The following is a 21,916-nucleotide window of genomic DNA, read 5'->3' as shown; positions in this document are numbered from 1 at the left end:
TCCTGCGAACGTAAGAAAAAGAGACTTAAGACCGGATGGAGGAAAAGATGGCATTTCAACACACTTCAGTATTACTACATGAAACCGTAGATGGGCTGAACATCCGACCGGATGGAATCTACGTGGATGCTACACTGGGCGGAGGCGGACATGCTTTCCAGGTGTGTAGCAGACTTGACAGCAAGGGGAGATTTATAGGTATAGACCAGGACGCGGCGGCGATCGAAGCGGCAAGCGCCCGATTAAGTGTCTTCGGGGAGAAGGTCACGATAATCCGAAGCAATTATTGTGATATGAAGGCACGGCTTCAGGAAATAGGGATTGATAAAGTAGATGGGATCATGATCGATCTCGGAGTTTCATCTTATCAGCTTGATACGGCTGACCGGGGATTTTCCTACCGAATGGATGCTCCTCTGGATATGAGAATGGACCAGAGACAGACCATGACCGCAAAAGATATTGTCAATACTTATTCTGAAATGGAACTTTTTCATGTGATTCGCGACTATGGGGAGGATCGTTTCGCAAAGAATATTGCAAAACATATCGTAGCCGAACGACAGAAGAGTCCCATCGAAACAACCGGACAGCTGGTGGAGATCATCAGACAGTCTATCCCGATGAAAGTGCAGAAGACTACGGGACATCCCGCAAAACGTACTTTCCAGGCGATCCGGATCGAATTGAACCGGGAACTGGACGTATTAAAAGATACGCTGGATGATATGATTGATCTGTTGAATCCGGGTGGGAGATTATGCGTGATCACCTTCCATTCACTGGAAGATCGGATCGTAAAAAGTAATTTCCGGAGAAATGAAAATCCATGTACCTGTCCAAGTGATTTTCCGGTATGTGTGTGCGGAAAGGTGTCCAAGGGGAGAGTGGTCACCAGAAAGCCAATCCTTCCAGGTGAGGAGGAACTGGAAGTCAACAGCAGATCCAAGAGCGCGAAGCTTCGGATCTTCGAAAGAGCATAAGTAAAATACGGGGAGTATTTTTGGGGCGGATCGAGGGGATCCGCTCCGCATTATAAATGAAAGGGGAACGGCAATGGCAACAAGAAGAAGCCACCGTACAACAGAATACAGACAGATGTATGTGTATGGAAATACGGTGCGGCAACCGGAAGCCATGCCAAAGAGAAGAGAAGAGATCAGACAGCCGAAGCGCCGGGTCAGCTCACAGGTACGTAAGAACAGAAATCGTGCCCGTCAGATCAGTCCGGCTTATGTGATTTTTTTTGCAATCGCAGCGATCTGCGCGGTATTTGTTTGTGTGCAGTATCTGCAGTTAAAGGCGGAACTTCAGACACGATCTGAGAATATTACAGCTCTTCAGGAAGAACTTTCTTCCCTGACGGAGGAAAATGACACAGCTTATCATGCGGCTGAAAATTCTGTGAATATACAGGAACTTCGAGACAAAGCAATCAATGAACTGGGAATGGTGGAGCCGTCCGCAGGACAGGTAATCGAATATGAGAGCCCTACCAGTGATTATGTGAAACAATATGAAAATATTCCAAAGAGTGGAGCAATTGCCCAGTCGGCGGACGTATCAAAGTAGGAAAGCATATGGCAAAGAGAAATCAATTTAACTTTCTGATCCGAAAATTTCCGAAAAGAATGCAGAAAAAGCTGGCATTTCTGTTTTTGGCAGTCATGGCAGTTTTTGCTATTTTAATAGGAATTATTATGACGATCAACGTGAAAAATGGTGATAAATATACCAAAAAGGTTCTGAATCAGCAAGTATATGACAGCAGAACCATTCCGTTTAAGCGGGGAGATATTGTAGACAGAAACGGAACAAAACTGGCAACCAGTGAACGAATCTACAATCTGATCCTGGATGTGAAAGCACTGGGAGAGGCAGAAGAGTTGAATCAAGGTGCTCAGGAGTCAACGATCAGCATGTTGGTCAGTAAATTCGGAGTGGATGAAAAAGAACTCCGGGCAACAATCCAGCAAAATCCGGACAGTCGATATCAGATTTTGAAAAAAGGACTGACTTATGAACAGTCCAAAGAGTTTGAAGAAATTACAGGGGATAAGAAAAAGTACCCCAATGTGACCGGAATCTGGTTGGAGGAAAATTATAAGAGAACTTATCCTTACAACAGTCTGGCAAGTACTGTAGTTGGATTTTCAGGGAGTGGAAATGCAGGAGCAGTAGGGCTGGAAAGTGCATACAACTCCATTTTAAACGGAACCGATGGAAGAGAATACGGATATTTAGATGACAATTCGTCTCTGGAACAGACGGTGAAGGAAGCGGTCAATGGAAATACTGTGGTGTCCACGATTGATGCAACCTTACAGGGCATTGTAGAGGAGAGTATTCTGGAATTTAACCAGGAACATGAAGGAGAGGCAAGAGCGGATGAACCGGGAAGCGCCAACACGGGTGTGATTGTGATGAATCCAAATAACGGAGAAGTTCTGGCGATGGCAAATTATCCGAACTTTGATCCAAACAATCCGGAAGATCTTTCCTTTATTTATTCCGAGAAGAAGATTAAGTCGATGTCGGATGAAGAAAAGACGGAAGCGCGAAGCAAAATGTGGAAAAATTTCTGTATCAGCGATGCTTTTGAGCCGGGATCGACGATGAAACCATTTACGGTGGCAGCAGGTCTGGAGACTGGAGCAATCACCGGAAATGAAACGTATGTCTGTGGAGGATCTCTCCATGTGGGAGATTACGATATTCACTGCCATTTGAGAAGCGGACATGGAACACAGACGATAGAAGAAGCAATTGCAAATTCCTGTAACGTTGCATTGATGCAGATCGCAGAAGCCATCGGAGTAGAAAATTTTACCAAATATCAGAGAATTTTTGGCTTTGGACAATATACGGGAATCGATCTTCCGAACGAAGGGTATACGGCCAGTCTGTTGTATACAAAAGACAACATGCAGGTGACGGATTTGGCGACCAACTCTTTTGGGCAGAACTTTAATGTGACCATGATCCAGTTGGCAAGTGGTTTTTGTTCCTTGGTGAATGGTGGAAACTACTATGAGCCTCATGTGGTAAAGCAGATCCAGGATGAGGATGGAAATGTATTGGAGACAAAGGATCCGGTTCTTTTGAAAAAGACCATTTCGTCAGAAACTTCTGATCAGGTAAGACAATATATGAAAGCCGTTGTGGATTACGGAACCGGAACTTCTGCACAGGTAGAGGGATATGAAATTGGTGGAAAAACGGGTACAGCGGAAAAGCTTCCTCGTGGAAATGGAAACTATCTTCTTTCCTTTATTGGGTATGCACCGGTGGAAAATCCGGAAGTAGTAATTTATGTAGTGATTGACGAACCGAATGTGGAAAATCAGTCGGTGAGTTCTTATATTATGGAACTGTCCCAGAAGATAATGGCGAAAGCTTTTCCTTACTTGAATATCACACGATCAGAGAGTGCAACAGCAACTGGAGGAAATGGAAGTTCTCAGAATGATTATCAGGATTATGATAGTTCCTATGAGGATAATTATTCGAATGATTCCGGATATTATGAAGATGAAAGCGGATCCTACGACCCGGATTATACCGACTGGGCGGACAGCGGTTATGATGATGAAGAATAGGTGAATGAAACGAATTGGAATAACTCTGTAAAAGATGTAATAGGTTATAACAACATCTTTTACAGGGTTTTTTATTTGGGTGAAAAATAAAACGTATCATAAACGGAAGATCTTACTTGTGTTTGGTCTCTGTTTCGCCATGATTCTGGGGCTGGTGGGAAGGTTAATTTATCTGATGATCTTTCAAGCGGAATATTATCAGAAACAGGCAGAAGCACTTCATGAACGGGAGCGGGAGATCAAAGCAGCCAGAGGGTTAATTGTGGACCGGAATCAGAAAATTCTGGCAGCAAATCAGTCAGTTTGTACGATTTCGGTGATTCATAATCAGATCAAAGATCCGGAACAGGTCATTCAGGTTTTAAGCGAAGAACTGGAACTTCCCGAACAGGATGTGCGTAAGCGGGTGGAAAAAGTTTCTTCAATGGAGCGGGTTAAGACGAATGTCGAAAAGGAGACAGGAGATCGAATCCGGGAATATGGTCTGGCAGGGGTGAAGGTGGATGAAGACTATAAACGTTATTATCCTTACGGAAAACTGGCTTCCAAGGTGCTGGGCTTTACTGGAGGAGATAATCAGGGAATCATCGGGCTTGAAGTAAAATATGAAGAGATTTTAAAAGGCAAGAACGGGCGGATCCTGACACTGACAGATGCCAGAGGACTGGAACTGGAGAAAATGGCGGAAGACCGGATTGAACCGATTCCGGGCAATACCCTGGAAGTGACGTTGGATTATAATCTCCAGACTTATGCTCAGCAGGCGGCAGAGAAGGTACTGGAAGAAAAGCAGGCGCAGAAAGTCTTTGTGATCCTGATGAATCCGAAAAACGGAGAGATCCTTGCCATGGTCAATGTGCCGGAATTTGATCTGAACGAACCGTTTACGTTGAATATGGGAAATGCAGGTGAGGGTACACAGGCGGATGATTCGCTTCATAATTCTGGTACATCAGGAGAAACAGATACGTGGATGGGAACAACAGGGATGTCGGATGCAGAAAAGCAGAATCTTCTGAATCAGATGTGGAGAAACGGCTGTATCAACGATACCTATGAACCAGGCTCGACGTTTAAGATCATCACGGCGTCAGCCTGTCTGGAAGAAGGTGTAGTCAGTCTTCAGGATACCTTTTCCTGTCCGGGCTACCGGGTAGTAGAAGATCGGAGAATCCGGTGTCATAAAGTGGGAGGACATGGGGCGGAAACCTTTGTACAGGGAATCCAGAACTCCTGCAACCCGGTATTTATCGACATTGGGCTTCGTCTAGGTGCTGACCGGTTCTATGAATATTTTCAGCAGTTCGGCCTGATGGGAAAGACGGGCATCGATCTTCCGGGGGAAGCAGCAACGATCATGCACAAAAAAGACAATATCGGACTGGTGGAACTGGCGACCATGTCTTTCGGCCAGTCCTTTCAGATCACGCCGATCCAGATGGCGGTGACGGTCAGCTCCCTGATCAACGGAGGAACCAGAGTGACCCCGCATTTTGCAAAATGTATCCGGGATCAGGAGGGGCAGGTGATCGAGACATTTTCCTATTCGAAAACAAAAGGTGTGGTGTCGAAGAAGACTTCGGAAACGATGCGAACGCTTCTGGAAAGTGTGGTGTCGGAAGGTTCTGGAAAAAACGGGGCAGTGGAGGGGTACCGGATCGGCGGAAAGACGGCCACGTCTCAAACTCTTCCGAGAAGTGCCAATAAATATATCTCTTCCTTTATAGGGTTTGCACCGGCGGAGGATCCGGAAATCCTGGGGATGGTGGTGATCCATGATCCACAGGGAATCTATTATGGAGGAACCATTGCAGCCCCGGTATTGCGTGATATTTTTGAGAATGCGCTTCCTTATCTTGGCATTGAAAAAGGGAATTGAATGCGGTATACTTAGTGAGGCGTTTTAAGAACAAGAAAGATAAAGAGGTGTATATATGAGTAAGACAGTGATAGTACCGGTGCTGATTTCTTTCGCACTGAGTCTTCTGATGGGACCGGTGATCATACCGTTTCTGAGAAAATTGAAAATGGGACAGACGGAACGGGAAGACGGAGTGAAGTCTCATCTGAAGAAAGCAGGGACTCCTACCATGGGAGGCGTGATCATACTGGCAAGTATTGCGATTACTTCTCTGTTCTATATTAAAGATTATCCGAAGATTATCCCGATCCTGTTTCTGACCCTTGGTTTTGGACTGATCGGATTTCTGGATGATTATCTGAAAGTTGTGATGCGGCGTTCAGACGGCTTGTTTCCGATGCAGAAAATGGCGCTGCAGATCGTAGTGACAGGTATTTTTTCCTACTATATTGTGAAGGTGGCGCATATTCCGCTGACCATGCTGATCCCGTTTTCCGGGGGAATGTACTGGGATATCGGATGGCTTGCGATTCCGCTTCTGTTTGTGGCGGTGATCGGTACGGTCAATGGAACCAATTTTACAGACGGACTGGACGGTCTGGCTTCCAGTGTTACATTGCTGGTGGCAGTCTTTTTCTCGGTGGTGGCGATCGGAACCAAAAGCGGGATCGAACCGATTACCTGTGCGGTGATCGGAGCATTGATGGGATTCCTCTTATTTAATGTATATCCGGCCAGTGTATTCATGGGAGATACCGGTTCTCTGGCGCTGGGAGGTTTTGTTTCCGCTACGGCATATATGCTTCAGATGCCGTTGTTCATCCTGATCGTGGGACTGATTTACTTAGTAGAAGTTGTTTCTGTTATGATACAGGTCACATATTTTAAGAAAACAGGCGGAAAACGGTTTTTCAAGATGGCACCGATCCATCATCATTTTGAATTGTGCGGATGGTCAGAGACCAGAGTGGTTGCGGTCTTTTCCATCGTAACAGCGATCCTTTGTCTGGTCGCATATATGGGATTATAAAAAAGAACGACAGAAAGCAGGGAAAAAAGATGGAGATCAAAGGGAAAAATGTACTGGTATTCGGCTCCGGGATCAGCGGGATCGCAGCGTGTAAATTATTGCTTGCACAGCAGGCACAGGTGATCCTTTATGACGGCAATACGTCCTTGGATCCGGAAGCGTTAAAAGAAAAGACGGGAGAGGTTCAGGTGATTCTGGGCGACCTTTCAAAAGACGTGATGGAGTCTCTGGCACTGGTAGTTTTGAGTCCGGGAGTTCCGATGGATCTTCCGGTAGTGGAAGAGATGAAAGCGTTACAGATACCGATCTGGGGAGAAGTAGAACTGGCGTATGTCTATGGAAAAGGGGATGTACTGGCAATTACGGGAACCAACGGAAAGACCACAACGACCTCTTTGCTTGGCGAGATCATGAAAGCATACAAAGACAGCGTGTTTGTGGTGGGAAATATCGGAAATCCGTATACGGATGCAGTGCTTTCCATGGCAGAAGATTCCGTTGCGGTGGCAGAGATGAGCAGCTTCCAGTTGGAAACAATCCACAGTTTTGCACCGAAAGTCAGTGCGATCTTAAACATCACACCGGATCATCTGAATCGTCATCATACGATGGAAGCATATATTGCGGCGAAAGAAAACATCACAGTGAATCAGACAGAGGAAGATACCTGTGTGCTGAATTATGAGGATGAGGTCTTGCGGCCGTTCGGAGAAACCCTGAAAGCAAAGGTGATTTTTTTCAGCAGCGCAAGACGTCTGGAAGAGGGTGTATTTCTTGAGGATGGTAAGATTGTGTTGAAGCTGAATGGAGAAGCAGAAGAAGTGCTTTGTACCATCGATGAACTGCAGCTTCTCGGCACTCATAACTATGAAAATGTAATGGCGGCGGCAGCCTGTGCAAAAGCCTACGGAGTTCCGACCGAGGTGATCCGAAAGGTTGTTAAAGCATTTGCAGGAGTGGAACACCGAATCGAATTCGTGGCAGAAAAACAGGGGGTCACTTACTATAATGACTCGAAAGGAACCAATCCGGATGCAGCAATTCGCGGGATTAAGGCGATGAACCGGAAGACGGTTCTGATCGGCGGAGGATATGACAAGGATTCTTCCTATGATGAATGGATCCAGGCTTTTGACGGAAAAGTGAAGAAACTGGTTCTGATCGGAGCAACCCGGGAGAAGATCGCAGAGTGTGCAAAGGCAAATGGGTTCGAGGATTATGTGTTTGCAGATACCTTTGAAGAAGCGTTTGAGAAATGTGTGAAATACGCAGAACCGGGAGACGCGGTTCTTCTTTCACCGGCCTGTGCAAGCTGGGGAATGTTTAAGAATTACGAGCAACGTGGAGAAATCTTTAAAGAGCTTGTCCGGGCATTGCCTGAGACGTAAAGCGAAAAGCAAAAAAGTCTGAGCAGGAGTGCACAATTTGAAGCAGTCAAATGAATCAGTGCAATCGAAGCAATCGATAAGCGCAAAGCAATCAGCGGGGTCCGGGAAGAATCATTATGATACAACGCTGTTGGTGGTGATCTGGATTCTGGTGGCGGTGGGACTGGTTTTGATGTACAGCACCAGTTCTTATAACGGACTGACGAAATTTCATGATCGCTTTTACTATCTGAAAAAGCAGGGATTTGCAACGATACTGGGACTGGTTGGAATGTTTGTGACGGCCGGGATTGACTACCACAAATGGAGCCGGTTTGCTCCGGCAGCTTATGTCAGTGCGCTTGCCCTGTCTGTTGCGGTTTTGTTTGTGGGAAAAGAATATAACGGATCCAAAAGATGGCTGTCTTTGGGTCCGTTTTCTTTTCAGCCGTCGGAATTTGCGAAGGTGGCGGTTATCCTGTTCCTGGCATGGATGATCGAGCGACAGACCAAAAAGATCGGAAAATTTTCTACCATGATCCGATTGTTTCTTCCGGTACTTCCCATTGCAGGTCTGGTAGGGGCAAGCAACCTGAGTACGGCAATTATTATTCTGGGAATCGCCGGGATCCTGATCTTTACGGCAAGTCCGAAATACGGGCAGTTCCTGTGGATGGCGGCTGCAGGGGCAGGATTTCTGGGGATTTTTCTGGGACTGGAAAGTTATCGCCTGGAGCGGTTGGAGATCTGGCGGAATCCGGAACAGTTTGAAAAAGGGTATCAGACGCTGCAGGGACTTTATGCCATCGGTTCCGGCGGTCTGTTCGGGCAGGGGCTGGGCAAGAGCATTCAGAAGCTGGGATTTCTTCCAGAAGCGCAGAATGATATGATTTTTTCGATTATTTGTGAAGAACTGGGGCTGGTGGGAGCGGGACTGATTCTGTTGTTGTTCCTGCTTATGATCTGGAGGTTCTTCGTGATCGCGACGCATGCCAGAGATCTGTTTGGCGCGTTGATCGCGGCGGGAGCCATGGCGCACATGATGATCCAGGTAATCTTAAATATTGCCGTGGTGACAAATTCCATTCCCAATACCGGGATTACGCTTCCGTTTGTAAGTTACGGCGGTACCTCGGTTGTGTTCCTTCTGATCGAAATGGGGCTTGTGCTGAGTGTATCAAATTTGATAGAATGAAAAAGATAACCGGAAAAACAAAAAAAGTAAAAAGCGAAACGTGTAAAGCGATAAAGATACTCTGAGATAAAAAGAGTAAAAACAAAAAAAGTACGGGATAGGAAAGGAGTACGAATGAAGAAGAAAAGAAAGAAAAAGAGAGAAGGAGTCTGGTCCGGATTTCTGGCGTTGGTTCTCGGACTTGCCATTCTGATCCTTGCCTTCCTTTTGCTGTTTCATATACAGAAAATTGAAGTGACGGGAAATTCCTACACATCGGAAACCGAGATTGTAAACTGGTTAAAGAAAGATAAATACACGTCCAATTCTGCGTATGTCTGGTGGAAATACCGTCATACCCAGATGAAGGATCTTCCCCTGGTGGAAGGTGCGGACATCAGTCTGAAGAATCCATGGACCATCCGGATCCGGGTCTATGAAACATCTATCATCGGCTATCTGGAGCTGAACGGAAAATATATTTATTTTGACAAAGACGGAGTGGTGGCACTGATCGCAGATCTGGAGTCTGTGGACGGAGTACCAAAGATTGAGGGGATCAATCTGACCACGGCGGATGTGAAAGCACACAAGGTGCTTCCGGTGGAAGACACGGAGATCTTTGATTCGGTTCTGACCGTGACAAGTGAAGTGAAGAAACAGGAGCTTTCGCCGGATCGGATCGTGTTTGAGGGGAAAGATGTAACCTTATATTTCGGCCAGATCACCGCATTGCTTGGAAGTGGAAAACTGGATGAAAAGATCGCCCAGATTCCTCCGATCCTGGAAAAACTTTCGGAAAAATATCCGGATGCGACAGGAACCCTTCACCTGGAAAATTATTTCGGTTCTGGGGCAGCGATCAGCTTTGTGCCGGATAAGGAAGAAAATACGGAAGATTCCGGCAGTGATTCTGAGGACAGTGACTCCGATTACAATAGCGATTATGATTCCGGCTATGATGATAATTCGTATGACAGCAGTGATTATGATTCCGACTATGATTCAGATTATGATTCGGATTATGACTCAGATTACGACTCGGATTATGACTCAGATTACGACTCGGACTATAATTAGAAAATGAAAATCAGATTTTTCAGGAGAAAGAGTCTGGAATCTGATATAGTTGAATTGTAAGGAAAAAATGCAAAAAGTGTAAAAAATTCTATTGATTATTTGGCTAAAAAACTATATTATATACTTATTGGATTGTATCGTTCAATATCAGGGAAGTATAAGAAGTTAGTAAGAACAACGAAGGAGGAAAGACCCTTGTTAGAAATTAAAACAAACGAATCAGAAGCAGCCGCACGGATTATAGTAATCGGAGTAGGCGGCGGCGGAAATAATGCCGTGAATCGAATGATCGATGAGCAGATCGCAGGAGTAGAGTTTATTGCGATCAATACAGATAAACAGGCGCTTCAGCTTTGCAAGGCACCGACACTGATGCAGATTGGCGAGAAACTTACCAAAGGACTTGGTGCAGGAGCACAGCCGGAAGTAGGAGAGAAAGCAGCAGAAGAAAGTTCTGAGGAGATTTCCGCAGCACTGAAAGGTGCTGACATGGTATTTGTTACCTGTGGTATGGGTGGCGGTACCGGTACAGGAGCAGCTCCGGTGGTTGCAAGAATCGCAAAAGAACAGGGCGCACTGACCGTAGGTGTTGTTACAAAACCGTTCCGTTTTGAATCCAGAACCCGTATGGAGAACGCACTTGCAGGAATCGATAAATTAAAAGAAAACGTGGATACCATCATCGTGATCCCGAATGATAAACTGTTGGAAGTAGTAGACAGAAGAACGACGATGCCGGAAGCTCTGAAGAAGGCAGACGAAGTGTTACAGCAGGGTATTCAGGGTATTACCGACCTGATCAACGTTCCGTCACTGATCAACCTGGACTTTGCAGATATCCAGACCGTTATGAAGGACAAGGGTATTGCACATATCGGTATCGGTGAAGGCAAGGGGGATGACAAGGCATTAGAAGCAGTAAAACAGGCAGTGGCAAGTCCTCTGTTGGAGACAACCATCACCGGTGCTTCTCATGTTATTATCAATATTTCCGGAGATATTACATTGATGGATGCTTCCGATGCCGCAGATTACGTGCAGGATCTGGCAGGAGAAGGAGCAAACATTATCTTTGGTGCGATGTATGATGACAGCCGCACAGATGAGGCAAGAATCACTGTAATCGCAACAGGACTTCATAACGTAGGGGGAAGTGCTTCCAAGCTGAAAGCAAGACTGGAAGGACAGCAGAAGATGGGATCCATTCTTCCGTCAGGAGATATGGTTTCTCCGACACGTTCTGCAGCAACTTCCTCAGCAGCAGGTCTGAATTCTTCCCATGTTGCACATTCTGCAAATCCGGAGAGAAGAATCCAGTCGGATATTCCGGAGAGACCGCAGGGTGGAACCATCCCGACCATGCAGCAGCCGAGAACACCTTCCAGTAAGGTGAAAGAACAGTCCATCAAGATTCCGGATTTCTTTAAGAAATAGACGGATATCCGACAGGACATACGGAAAGATACAACAGAATAGAAGTTTCGACATCAGAAGCCATTTTGTTTTTGTTGAGTAATTCAACGAAAATAAGATGGCTTTTTTTGATTTGCCAGACATACGACAAAAAGGCCCGGTGGATCTTTTTTCGTTTATCCTAAGTCCAGGGTGAGCGTATACAATGCCGGAATGTGACAGAGGGAACGCTCGGCAATTGCGAGAAACTGGCAGATGCCGTCGAAAGAATCTAAGCAGCGGACTTCACGATCTGACAAAATGTGAAGTCCGCTCTTTCTATAATAAAAGGGTGCCAAATCGATTTAGTACCTAAGAGTAAGAAGGATGGTTGCGATGCATTATGAAGTGTATGTAGACCTGATCTTCCTGATAAATTTTATGATGGATGGAATCCTGCTTCTATTGACAGTGGGGATTCTGAAATGTCGGATTACATGGGGCAGACTCTTTCTTGCAGCCGGGGTGGGGGCATTGGTGGGAGTTTTGATGACGGTCATTTATTTGCCGAATTTCTGGCTCAAGAGCATGTTGGCGTATCTGTGCGGCGGAGCCGGTATGATCTTTTGTGCGTTTCCGGTCCGCTCTTTTCGATTTTTTGCAAAAGCCTTTATGGTTCTGATGATCTGCACGTTTTTGATGGGAGGAATCCTGCAAAGCGTTTCCAGGTCAGTCCGATCTGTGGGAATCTTTTTCTTGTTTGCGGGAATGGCTTACGGATTTGGAAACTGGATGGTGAAGTTCCTGGAAATGCTGCTGGTCAGGAGACAGGGGATCTATGAGATTGAGTTGTATACCGGAGAAAAATGTTTTGTGGTACGGGGAAAAATGGATACCGGAAATAGCCTGAAAGATCCCTGTTCGCAGAAGCCGGTGCATGTGATGGCAAAGAAAAAGGCGGAAGAACTTTTCGGAGAGGAATTAAGAAGAGAAAACAAGAATTTTTACAGGATTCCATACAGTACGGTGCAGGGAGAAGGCGAGATGCCGGTACTGGAAATCGAGAAAATGTATCTTCAGCCGGTTGGAGACGGAAGAAGCCGGAAGACAGGAAAGCTCGCGGAATCAGGAAGGTGGATGAAGCATCCTGTGATCGGGATTTGCCAGATCCCGGTGTTTGAACAGGAAGAATATGATATTTTATTAAATCCGGAGGGATTAGGAGGAGTAGAATCATGATGGAAAAAACAAAGAGGCCACAGAAATTTTCCTGGAACATATTTCCGGGAGTGCAGAGATTCTTTTTCGGCAGAAATCAGGAAATTCATTATATCGGAGGAGCAGATGTCCTGCCGGCACCTCTGGCCGGTGAAGAAGAAAGCCGGATGATCGGACGGCTGGGTTCCAGAATGGATCAGGAGGCGAAGGAAACGCTGATCGAACATAATCTTCGGTTGGTGGTTTACATAGCAAAGAAATTTGATAATACAGGAGTGGGAGTGGAGGATCTGATTTCTATCGGAACCATTGGACTGATCAAGGCGATCAATACTTTTAATCCGGAAAAGAACATCAAGCTGGCGACTTACGCTTCCAGGTGTATTGAAAATGAGATTCTGATGTACCTGAGAAGAAATCATAAGACCAGGATGGAGGTTTCCATTGATGAACCGTTAAATGTGGACTGGGACGGAAATGAATTGCTTCTGTCGGATATTCTGGGGACGGAAGAAGATACGATTTACCGGGATCTGGAGCTGGAGGCGGAAAAGAAACTGTTGATACGTGCAGTCAATCAGCTTCCGCCAAGAGAAAAGCTGATCGTACAGCTTCGTTTTGGACTGGGGCATCCGGACGGGGAAGAAAAGACCCAGAAAGAAGTGGCAGATATTCTCGGAATTTCACAGTCCTATATTTCCAGACTGGAGAAAAAGATTATGATCCGGCTGAAAAGAGAACTGGATCGATATGAAGTATAAAGAAAAATAAAAGTCGGAATTGTGCGAATAATATTTAAAAATTGTGCAAAATATGATATAATACAGAAAAAATTACATGTAAATCATGCATTTTGCACATGGACTGGATGTGCCAGGAAAAGGCTGGTGAAGACTTATGAAACTAACTTTTATTGGAGCGGATCATGAGGTAACAGGGAGCTGTCATTTACTGCAGGCATGCGGAAAGAATATTTTGGTAGACTGCGGTATGGAGCAGGGACCGAATCTATACGAGAATCAGGAGATTCCGGTACCGCCTCCGGAGATTGACTATGTACTTCTGACACACGCACATATCGACCATTCCGGGTTATTACCACTTCTGGTGAAAAATGGATTCAAAGGCGGGATTGTAACGACGTTTGCAACCTCGGATCTCTGTAATGTGATGTTGCGAGACAGTGCGCACATTCAGGAATTTGAGGCAGAGTGGCGCAACCGAAAGGGCAAACGAGCCGGTCAGCCGGAGATAGAGCCACTTTATACCGTACAGGATGCCATCGATGCTATCGCATTGTTTGAGCCCTGTGATTATAATCAGAAAATTGAACTCAGTGAAGGAATCTGGATCAGATTTACCGATGTGGGGCATTTGCTTGGTTCTGCCAGTATCGAAGTGTGGATCACGGAAGGAGAGATTCAGAAGAAGATCGTATTTTCCGGAGATATCGGAAACCTGGATCAGCCCATCATCAAAGATCCGATCCCAACCAAAGAAGCAGATTATGTGGTGATCGAATCTACATACGGAGACCGGATCCATTCCGAGGAAAAACCGGATTATGTAGGAGAATTTACGCGGATTCTGAACGAAACCTTCGCAAAGGGCGGAAACGTTGTCATTCCTTCTTTTGCAGTGGGAAGAACCCAGGAACTGTTGTATTTTATCCGGGAAATCAAGGAAAAGCATCTGGTGAAAGTGAATCCGGATTTTGAAGTTTATGTGGACAGTCCGCTGGCGATTGAGGCCACCAATATTTTCGGAAAGAACATGAGAGGCTGTTTTGATGAGGATGCCATGACGCTGGTAAATCAGGGGATCAACCCGTTGAAATTTGACGGATTGAAAGTAGCAGTAACCAGTGATGAATCCAAACTGATCAATATGGAAGAAAAGCCGAAAGTGATCATTTCCGCTTCCGGTATGTGTGACGCGGGAAGAATTCGCCATCATCTGAAACATAATCTGTGGCGACCGGAGTGTACTATCCTTTTCGTTGGATATCAGGCCGTGGGAACTCTGGGACGAAAGCTGATCGAGGGCGTCACGGAAGTGAAGCTTTTTGGAGAGACGATCGAGGTGAAAGCGTCGATCGAAAGTCTGAAAGGAATCAGTGGCCACGCAGATCAGAGAGGTCTGCTTGCATGGCTGAAAGGCTTTGATACTCCGCTTGAACACGTATTTGTGGTTCACGGGGAAGATGAGGTGACGGATCATTTCGCAGAACTGGTGACAAAAGAGATCGGTTGTCCGGCCTTTGCACCGTATTCCGGCGGGCAGGTGGATCTGGCAGAAAATGTCATTATTACCGAGGGAATTCCGGTTCCGATCCAGAAGAAGAAACCGGCGGCAAGAAAGGCGGATTCTGTCTTTGCAAGACTGGTGGCAGCAGGACGTCTCCTGATGGATGTGATCTATCAGAACGAGGGACTTGCCAACAAGGACTGTGCAAAATTCGAGGCACAGATTCTGAATCTGGCGGAGAAATGGAAACGTGTCAAGGACTAAAACTTTTTTTAATTTTTTAAGAAACGCATAGGAAAGAGCCATAGTGAGAAAAATTCTAGTAGAACATTTTACCAGGAGGATTTTTGCTATGGCTCTGAATAAAGTTGAACTATGCGGGGTGAATACATCGAAGCTTCCACTCTTGAATGAAGAAGAGAAGGAAGCTTTATTTGCGCGGATCAAAGAGGGGGATCAGGAGGCAAGAGATACCTATATCAAAGGAAATCTACGTCTGGTACTCAGTGTGATTAAACGGTTTTCTGCCAGCAATGAAAATGCGGATGATCTGTTTCAGATCGGCTGTGTGGGACTGATGAAGGCGGTGGATCATTTTGAACCGGAGCGTGCGGTGAAGTTTTCGACCTATGCAGTTCCGATGATAGTCGGTGAGATTCGGAGATATTTAAGAGACAACAACAGTTCCATCCGGGTCAGCAGATCGCTGAGAGATATTGCATACAAAGCCATCTATGCAAAAGAAGGCTATGTGAAAAAGAATCTGAAAGAACCTACGGTTCAGGAAATCTCTGAGGAGATCGGGATTGCGAAGGAAGAGATTGTTTTTGCCCTGGATGCGATTCAGTTGCCGGTCAGTCTTTATGAACCGATTTACAGCGAAGGAGGAGATACGCTCTATGTGATGGATCAGGTCAGCGACCGAAAGAACCGGGAGGAAAACTGGGTAGAGGAATTGTCGCTGGAAGCGGCGATGGAACGCCTGAATGAGCGGGAACGGTACATTATCAACCTGCGATTCTTCGAGGGAAAGACACAGATGGAGGTGGCGGAGGAGATCGCTATTTCTCAGGCACAGGTCAGCCGTCTGGAGAAAAATGCTCTCCGGATCATGAAACAATATCTGACGGGAAAGTAAAACGGAAAACCGCCAGAGAAACGATTTTCAGGTTGAAATTTTAATCGGTTCATACTATGATAGGGATAGTGTCAGAACTGGCGTTTGAACAAAAGGAGAAAAGGTATGTTTCGATTATGTATTTTTGACTTGGATGGAACTTTGACGGACACTTTGGATTCTCTGACGTACTCTGTGAATCTTACCCTGGAAGAGATGGGATATCCGGCTCTGGAGCGAAGCAAATGCAGAGCGTTTGTAGGAAACGGATCCCGTGTTCTGATCGAGAAGGCGTTAAAAGCTTCCGGGGATACGACTCTTTCAAGAATCGAAGAAGGAATGGAAGTCTATGACAGAGTGTTTGATGCAAACTGTACGTATCATGTGACCCCATACGATGGAATCGTGGAATTGCTGCAGGCATTAAAAGAAAAGGGGATGAAACTTACAGTACTTTCCAACAAGCCGCACCGACAGGCAGTTCATGTGGTGGAAGAAGTCTTCGGAAAAGAGATGTTTGACTGGGTACAGGGACAGCAGGAAGGGATTCCGAGAAAGCCGGATCCTTATGCAGCCATTCAGATCGCAGAGAAATTTGGGGTGAAACCGGAAGAATGTGTATACATTGGAGACTCCGAAGTAGATGTTGCCACGGGAACGGCTGCCAGGATGAAGACGCTGGGCGTTACCTGGGGATTTCGAAGCGTTGAGCAACTGAAAGAAGCAGGAGCAACCATCCTTTTAGACCGGCCGGTTCAGATATTAGAGGAGATAAACAAGGGAGGAATTTGACGTGTACGAGTATGATGAAGAGTGCGTAATGACATTTTTAGAGAACCAGGGACAGCTCTTTGACGAGCCGGTTGCGGAGACGATTCCTGAAGCTGAGGCTTTTCTGGAAGACTGTATGGCAGTGGTTGTGGAATCACTGGATGAAGTCAGAGAATATTTTGAGGAAAATGGAATGGACGTGGATGGCATGTCTTCTGAAGAACTGGAAGAGGCTTCTGAAGTCTTTCCGCTTCCAAACGGACAGTATCTGATCGTAGAAGGTTAAAGAAAAGAAAAAGTAAGACCTTGTGATGCACCCCCGCAGAGCGTAGCCAGCCGACAGGCTGTACGTCTTAGCGGGGGTGATTCGATTTTAGCGGGTTGCCTTCTCCAGGGTCTTTTGAATGGTTTCCACCAGAACCTGTGAGGTATAAGGTGTATCCTCCGGATAAGAGAGTCCTTCCAGAGACTGGGTGTCGATGATCTGGTCTGCAATGGATTCCATGGCAGGCTGGAGCAGTGGAAACATGGTGGTGACTGTTTCATCCAGATTGGCAAAGCGAATGGAATTGATATGGGATTCATCCACGGTGACTTCCACTTCCAGGGTCGTGTTGTTTAAGGTAAGGGCAGAGGTGTAGACACCGGGCGTGTAAATTTTTTTTGCTGAACTGCTTTTGTCGTTTTTGCCTGGCAGGAACATAGAAGCCAGAAGAACGATCAAAAGGATACCGAGCAGCAGAAAAATCACGGTGTAAATGATCTCTTTCATATGAAGTACGATGATTCTTGTCTTTGACTGCATAAGATTCCTCCAGAAATTTGTTAATCCGATGGATTGATACCAATATATGCAGGAGATCCGAGAGTATGACAGGAAATAACGAGCCATGGAAGAATTGCAGGATTCAGATTTCTGATAGAAGGTGGATGACAAAAGGCCGGTTTTTCGATACAATAAGCGTTGGAGCAAACTGGGAAAACCGGAAGGTATCCGGGAATGAAACGGAAACGCATATGAAAAAGGAATACGGAACAAAAGAAACGAAAAAATAAGAAAGTATAGAGAGTGAACGGAATATGTATATTATAACAGGACTCGGAAATCCGGGAAAAGAATACGAAGGAACCAGACACAATGCCGGTTTTATGGCAATCGACCATCTGGCAGACAAATATCAGATTTCCATGGACACCAGAAAACATATGGCTTATCTGGGAAAAGGAATCATCAACGGTCAGAAAGTGATCCTTGCAAAACCGCAGACTTATATGAATTTGAGCGGAGAAAGTATCCGGAGTCTGGTGGATTATTATAAGATTGATCCGGAGGAAGAGCTGATCGTTCTTTATGACGACATCAGTCTGGATCCGGGAAATATCAGAATCCGTGCCAAAGGAAGTGCGGGCGGACATAACGGAATCAAAAATATCATTGCCCATCTGGGAACCCAGGTCTTTCAGAGAGTGAAGATCGGTGTGGGAGAAAAACCGAAGAACTATGATCTGAAAGATTTTGTGCTGGGACATTTTTCCAAGGCAGAACAGGAACTGATGGAGGAAGGATGTCAGCACAGTGTACAGGCTGTGGAACTGATGCTGGAAGGGGAAATTCAGGCGGCAATGAATGAATTCAACCGGAAGAAAAGGGAAAAGTAGATGATGCAGGCGTTGTTGGCTCCGCTGCGGGAACTGGCGGAGTTGGAAGAGATTCAAAAAGAACAGAAAAAAGAGGCGGGAATGCTTCTTTTGTCCAATTGCAGCGGATCGGAAAAGACCCATCTGATGTACGGGTTATCCGGAGAGTTTCGGAAGAAGCTGATTATCAGATCCAGTTCGGAAAAGGCGGCATCCACCTATGAAGAATATCGGTTTTTAAGTGAAAATGTGTATCTTTATCCGGCGAAGGATTTGTTGTTTTATCATGCGGATATTAAGGGAAAATATCTGCTTCAGAAACGGATGGAAGTGATCCGGGAGATTTTAAATGCCCCGGAAGATCTGACCATTATCACGACCATGGATGCGTTTCTGGACGGGATGCCACTTCTTGAAAGTTTCCGAAAGCATACCCTTGAAGTGGAAAGCGGACAGACACTGGATTTGAGAGCAGTGGAGCAGTATCTTGCTGAGGCAGGATATGAGCGAGAAATCCAGGTAGATGCGCCTGGACAGTTTGCGGTTCGGGGCGGAATCCTGGATATTTATCCCCTGACCGATGAGGTGCCGGTGAGAATCGAGCTGTGGGGGGATGAAGTGGACTCCATCCGTACCTTCGATCCGGACAGTCAGCGCTCGATTGAAAATCTGGAACGGATCACGGTCTATCCGGCCGGAGATCTGGAAACGGATGGAGAGAGCCCGTGTTCTTTTCTGGACTATTTTGATCCGGAAGAGACCTTGTTGTTTCTGGACGAACCAAACCGTCTGGCAGAAGCGCTGGAAGAAGTGGAACAGGAAGTCGAAAAGAGCCGGGAAAAACGGGAAGAGCAGGAGATGCATCTGGATCAGGAATTAAAAGAGATGATCCCTGCAAAAGAAATCTATCGGAGGATCAACCAGTTTTACAGTGTGGGGTTTGCCACGCTGGAAACCAGGTGCAAAGAGTTCCGTGTCCGTGGAATTTATCCGCTGGATGTCCGAAGAGTCAATCCTTATAACAGCAGTTTCGAGACACTGACCAGAGATCTGAAACGTCTGAAACGGGAAAAATACCGGGTCGTACTTTTATCCGGATCCAGAACCAGGGCAAAACGTCTTGCAGAGGATCTGCGGGATTATGATCTGAACAGTTTTTTCAGTGAAGATATGGAACGCACCGTAAATCCGGGAGAGATTCTGGTGGCCTACGGCCATGTGGCAGAAGGGTATGAATACCCTATGCTGAAATTCATGGTGATCGCGGAGAGCGATATTTTCGGCCGCAAAAAGAAGAAAAAGCGCAGAAAAACCTATGACGGCCAGAAGATTCAGGATTTTGCCGAGTTGCATGTGGGCGATTATGTGGTGCATGAAAACCACGGAATCGGTATCTATCAGGGGATTGAAAAGATCCAGGTAGAAAAAGTGGCGAAGGACTACATGAAGATCTCTTATGCGGCAGGCGGAACCTTGTATATCCCGGCTACTCAGTTGGATATGATCCAGAAGTATGCCGGAGCCGATGCGAAGAAACCGCGTCTTAACAAGCTGGGAACGGCTCAGTGGACGAAGACGAAGAGTCAGGTCAAAGGAGCGGTCCGGCAGATCGCAAAGGATCTGGTGGAACTTTATGCCAAACGGCAGCAGACGGACGGATATGTGTACGGAGAAGATACAGTCTGGCAGCGGGAATTTGAAGAAATGTTCCCCTTTGAAGAGACGGAAGATCAGCTACAGGCCATTGAAGCTGTCAAAAAAGATATGGAAAGTACCAGGATCATGGATCGCCTGATCTGTGGGGATGTCGGGTACGGAAAGACGGAGATTGCCATTCGTGCAGCCTTTAAGGCGGTGCAGGAAAATAAACAGGTCGTCTATTTGGTGCCGACCACCATTCTGGCACAACAGCATTACAATACCTTCGTACAGCGGATGAAGGAATTCCCGGTAAAAGTGGGACTGCTTTGCAGATTCCGGACACCGGCGCAACAGAAACAGACGTTGGAAGACCTGAAAAAAGGAATGGTAGATATTGTGATCGGAACCCACCGTGTGCTTTCAAAAGATGTGGAGTTTAAGGATCTGGGGCTTCTGATCATCGATGAGGAACAGCGTTTCGGCGTGACTCATAAAGAAAAGATCAAGAAGATGAAAGAAAATATCGATGTTCTGACGCTGACGGCCACACCGATTCCGAGAACCCTTCATATGAGTCTGATCGGAATCCGTGACATGAGTGTGTTGGAGGAAGCTCCTATGGATCGTATGCCGATCCAGACCTATGTGATGGAATACAACGATGAGATGGTAAGAGAAGCCATTGAGCGGGAACTTTCCAGGGATGGACAGGTGTATTATGTCTACAACCGGGTACAGGATATTGCGGATGTGGCAGGTCGGATCAAGCAACTGGTTCCGGATGCAGAGGTCGCCTTTGCCCATGGGCAGATGCCGGAGCATGAATTGGAAAGTATCATGTACGATTTTATCAATGGGGAGATCGATGTTCTGGTTTCCACAACGATTATCGAGACCGGACTGGATATTTCCAATGTGAATACCATGATCATTCATGATGCAGATAAAATGGGACTGTCCCAGTTGTATCAGTTGAGAGGTCGTGTGGGAAGATCCAACCGGATGGCGTATGCCTTTTTGCTGTATCGGAGAGATAAGGTGTTAAAAGAAGTGGCAGAAAAGCGACTGGCAGCGATTCGGGAATTTACGGATCTGGGAAGCGGATTTAAGATCGCCATGCGGGATCTGGAGATCCGGGGAGCCGGAAATCTGCTGGGAGCCGAGCAGCACGGACACATGGAAGCCGTGGGATATGATTTGTATTGTAAGATGTTAAATGAGGCGGTTCGGCAGATGAAGGGAGAGATCCCGGAAGAAATTTTCAACACCACCATCGATCTGGACGTGGATGCTTATATCCCGGCATCTTATATCCCGAATGAGTATCAGAAGCTGGATATTTACAAGCGGATCGCTGCCATCGAATCGGAAGAGGAGATGGATGATATGCTGGAAGAGCTGATCGACCGGTTCGGAGATCTTCCGAAAAAGGTACAACAATTGTTGCAGATCGCCAATTTAAAAGCACTGGCACATTCAGCGGATGTGGCAGTGGTAGAGCAGAAACAGGATACTTATCGGTTTGTCATGTATGAAAAGGCACGTTCGGATCCGGGAAAAATTCCGGCACTTCTGGAAAAATACAGGGGCGATCTGAATTTCAAGATGGAAGAGCCTCCGGTTTTTATTTATCAGAAGAAAGGTATCAGTGCCGGGAAAAAAGACGGAGATGTGCTGGAGCTTGTGAAAAAGCTGTTAATTGATATAAAAGGATTGCTTGCCTGAAAGAAAAAGGATATAATATAGACAAAATGTCCGGAAAGCGGATAAAATCTGGAGGA

19 protein-coding genes are annotated in these 21,916 nt (G+C 46.1%); 18 read left to right on the top strand and 1 reads right to left on the bottom strand.

Going from position 1 to position 21,916, the window contains the following annotated elements:
- Nucleotides 1-47 precede the first annotated feature (47 nt).
- The 15 genes from rsmH to KGMB01110_RS02100 all read left to right on the top strand — a co-directional run bounded on the left by rsmH (nt 48) and on the right by KGMB01110_RS02100 (nt 17,142).
- Nucleotides 48-983 carry a 16S rRNA (cytosine(1402)-N(4))-methyltransferase RsmH gene (gene rsmH / locus KGMB01110_RS02170; RefSeq protein ID WP_117602540.1) on the top strand — a complete coding sequence of 312 codons (936 nt, stop codon included), beginning with the start codon at nt 48-50 and terminating at the stop codon, nt 981-983.
- Nucleotides 984-1,056: 73 nt separating this feature from the next.
- The gene (locus KGMB01110_RS02165) at nt 1,057-1,572 is read left to right on the top strand and encodes a hypothetical protein (RefSeq protein ID WP_119297406.1); all 516 of its coding nucleotides are present in this window, start codon (nt 1,057-1,059) and stop codon (nt 1,570-1,572) included.
- A gap of 8 nt (nt 1,573-1,580) precedes the next feature.
- Complete coding sequence (locus KGMB01110_RS02160) at nt 1,581-3,599, top strand: peptidoglycan D,D-transpeptidase FtsI family protein (protein ID WP_119297405.1); 2,019 nt, start codon at nt 1,581-1,583, stop codon at nt 3,597-3,599.
- A gap of 79 nt (nt 3,600-3,678) precedes the next feature.
- Nucleotides 3,679-5,478, top strand: coding sequence for a peptidoglycan D,D-transpeptidase FtsI family protein (locus tag KGMB01110_RS02155; RefSeq protein ID WP_119297404.1), 1,800 nt, complete (start codon nt 3,679-3,681; stop codon nt 5,476-5,478).
- Between the two features lie 55 nt (nt 5,479-5,533).
- Nucleotides 5,534-6,490, top strand: coding sequence for a phospho-N-acetylmuramoyl-pentapeptide-transferase (mraY, locus tag KGMB01110_RS02150; RefSeq protein WP_119297403.1), 957 nt, complete (start codon nt 5,534-5,536; stop codon nt 6,488-6,490).
- A gap of 29 nt (nt 6,491-6,519) precedes the next feature.
- Nucleotides 6,520-7,878, top strand: coding sequence for a UDP-N-acetylmuramoyl-L-alanine--D-glutamate ligase (gene murD / locus KGMB01110_RS02145; RefSeq protein ID WP_119297402.1), 1,359 nt, complete (start codon nt 6,520-6,522; stop codon nt 7,876-7,878).
- A 76-nt stretch (nt 7,879-7,954) separates the two neighbouring features.
- Nucleotides 7,955-9,052 (top strand): putative lipid II flippase FtsW, encoded by a 1,098-nt coding sequence (ftsW, locus tag KGMB01110_RS02140; RefSeq protein WP_243112851.1) that lies wholly within the window; start codon nt 7,955-7,957, stop codon nt 9,050-9,052.
- 114 nt (nt 9,053-9,166) lie between these two features.
- Nucleotides 9,167-10,111, top strand: coding sequence for a cell division protein FtsQ/DivIB (locus tag KGMB01110_RS02135; RefSeq protein ID WP_119297401.1), 945 nt, complete (start codon nt 9,167-9,169; stop codon nt 10,109-10,111).
- 195 nt (nt 10,112-10,306) lie between these two features.
- Nucleotides 10,307-11,545 (top strand): cell division protein FtsZ, encoded by a 1,239-nt coding sequence (ftsZ, locus tag KGMB01110_RS02130; RefSeq protein WP_117889308.1) that lies wholly within the window; start codon nt 10,307-10,309, stop codon nt 11,543-11,545.
- A gap of 354 nt (nt 11,546-11,899) precedes the next feature.
- Nucleotides 11,900-12,742 (top strand): sigma-E processing peptidase SpoIIGA, encoded by an 843-nt coding sequence (locus KGMB01110_RS02125; protein WP_170141677.1) that lies wholly within the window; start codon nt 11,900-11,902, stop codon nt 12,740-12,742.
- Nucleotides 12,739-13,482 (top strand): RNA polymerase sporulation sigma factor SigE, encoded by a 744-nt coding sequence (sigE, locus tag KGMB01110_RS02120; protein ID WP_117601888.1) that lies wholly within the window; start codon nt 12,739-12,741, stop codon nt 13,480-13,482. The genes KGMB01110_RS02125 and sigE overlap by 4 nt, the downstream gene beginning before the upstream one ends.
- A 136-nt stretch (nt 13,483-13,618) precedes the next feature.
- On the top strand, nt 13,619-15,232 hold the full coding sequence (locus KGMB01110_RS02115) for an MBL fold metallo-hydrolase RNA specificity domain-containing protein (protein WP_117601889.1): 1,614 nt from the start codon (nt 13,619-13,621) through the stop codon (nt 15,230-15,232).
- Nucleotides 15,233-15,320: 88 nt separating this feature from the next.
- On the top strand, nt 15,321-16,106 hold the full coding sequence (sigG, locus tag KGMB01110_RS02110) for an RNA polymerase sporulation sigma factor SigG (RefSeq protein ID WP_117601890.1): 786 nt from the start codon (nt 15,321-15,323) through the stop codon (nt 16,104-16,106).
- 105 nt (nt 16,107-16,211) lie between these two features.
- The gene (locus tag KGMB01110_RS02105; protein WP_117601891.1) at nt 16,212-16,877 is read left to right on the top strand and encodes an HAD family hydrolase; all 666 of its coding nucleotides are present in this window, start codon (nt 16,212-16,214) and stop codon (nt 16,875-16,877) included.
- Between the two features lies 1 nt (nt 16,878).
- Nucleotides 16,879-17,142 (top strand): glyoxalase, encoded by a 264-nt coding sequence (locus KGMB01110_RS02100; protein WP_117601892.1) that lies wholly within the window; start codon nt 16,879-16,881, stop codon nt 17,140-17,142.
- Between the two features lie 87 nt (nt 17,143-17,229).
- On the opposite strand, the gene KGMB01110_RS02095 is transcribed toward KGMB01110_RS02100, so the two are convergent.
- Complete coding sequence (locus KGMB01110_RS02095; protein ID WP_117601893.1) at nt 17,230-17,661, bottom strand: hypothetical protein; 432 nt, start codon at nt 17,659-17,661, stop codon at nt 17,230-17,232.
- A gap of 65 nt (nt 17,662-17,726) precedes the next feature.
- On the opposite strand from KGMB01110_RS02095, the gene KGMB01110_RS02090 reads away from it, so the two are divergent.
- The 3 genes from KGMB01110_RS02090 to mfd are packed head-to-tail and all read left to right on the top strand — an operon-like array spanning nt 17,727 to nt 21,860.
- The gene (locus tag KGMB01110_RS02090; protein ID WP_119297399.1) at nt 17,727-17,912 is read left to right on the top strand and encodes a hypothetical protein; all 186 of its coding nucleotides are present in this window, start codon (nt 17,727-17,729) and stop codon (nt 17,910-17,912) included.
- A 24-nt stretch (nt 17,913-17,936) separates the two neighbouring features.
- The gene (pth, locus tag KGMB01110_RS02085; RefSeq protein ID WP_117601895.1) at nt 17,937-18,515 is read left to right on the top strand and encodes an aminoacyl-tRNA hydrolase; all 579 of its coding nucleotides are present in this window, start codon (nt 17,937-17,939) and stop codon (nt 18,513-18,515) included.
- 3 nt (nt 18,516-18,518) lie between these two features.
- Complete coding sequence (gene mfd, locus KGMB01110_RS02080; RefSeq protein ID WP_117889350.1) at nt 18,519-21,860, top strand: transcription-repair coupling factor; 3,342 nt, start codon at nt 18,519-18,521, stop codon at nt 21,858-21,860.
- Nucleotides 21,861-21,916: the final 56 nt, after the last annotated feature.

It is taken from the genome of Mediterraneibacter butyricigenes (genome assembly GCF_003574295.1).
In the GTDB taxonomy this organism is placed as follows: Bacteria; Bacillota; Clostridia; order Lachnospirales; family Lachnospiraceae; genus Mediterraneibacter_A; species Mediterraneibacter_A butyricigenes.
Note: the sequence above shows the minus strand (reverse complement) of the source record. Positions and strands in the feature narration are given on the sequence as shown.